This window comes from Klebsiella sp. HN106 (genome assembly GCF_051209435.1).
Taxonomy (GTDB): domain Bacteria; phylum Pseudomonadota; class Gammaproteobacteria; order Enterobacterales; family Enterobacteriaceae; genus Klebsiella; species Klebsiella oxytoca.
Genome location: NZ_JBLURD010000082.1, coordinates 1 through 690, shown reverse-complemented (window position 1 = coordinate 690; position 690 = coordinate 1). Strand labels below are relative to the sequence as shown.

The 690-nt window shown below is 47.0% G+C and carries 1 protein-coding gene; it reads right to left on the bottom strand.

Features of this window, described 5'->3' with window-relative positions; genetic code table 11:
- Positions 1 to 148 precede the first annotated feature (148 nt).
- On the bottom strand, positions 149 to 690 hold a 542-nt coding region (gene bla, locus ACSIPU_RS30415; protein ID WP_032183185.1), incomplete at its 5' end, for a class A beta-lactamase.

Here is a 690-nt window from a genome sequence, read left to right as displayed (position 1 = left end):
AGGGGTCTGACGCTCAGTGGAACGAAAACTCACGTTAAGGGATTTTGGTCATGAGATTATCAAAAAGGATCTTCACCTAGATCCTTTTAAATTAAAAATGAAGTTTTAAATCAATCTAAAGTATATATGAGTAAACTTGGTCTGACAGTTACCAATGCTTAATCAGTGAGGCACCTATCTCAGCGATCTGTCTATTTCGTTCATCCATAGTTGCCTGACTCCCCGTCGTGTAGATAACTACGATACGGGAGGGCTTACCATCTGGCCCCAGTGCTGCAATGATACCGCGAGACCCACGCTCACCGGCTCCAGATTTATCAGCAATAAACCAGCCAGCCGGAAGGGCCGAGCGCAGAAGTGGTCCTGCAACTTTATCCGCCTCCATCCAGTCTATTAATTGTTGCCGGGAAGCTAGAGTAAGTAGTTCGCCAGTTAATAGTTTGCGCAACGTTGTTGCCATTGCTGCAGGCATCGTGGTGTCACGCTCGTCGTTTGGTATGGCTTCATTCAGCTCCGGTTCCCAACGATCAAGGCGAGTTACATGATCCCCCATGTTGTGCAAAAAAGCGGTTAGCTCCTTCGGTCCTCCGATCGTTGTCAGAAGTAAGTTGGCAGCAGTGTTATCACTCATGGTTATGGCAGCACTGCATAATTCTCTTACTGTCATGCCATCCGTAAGATGCTTTTCTG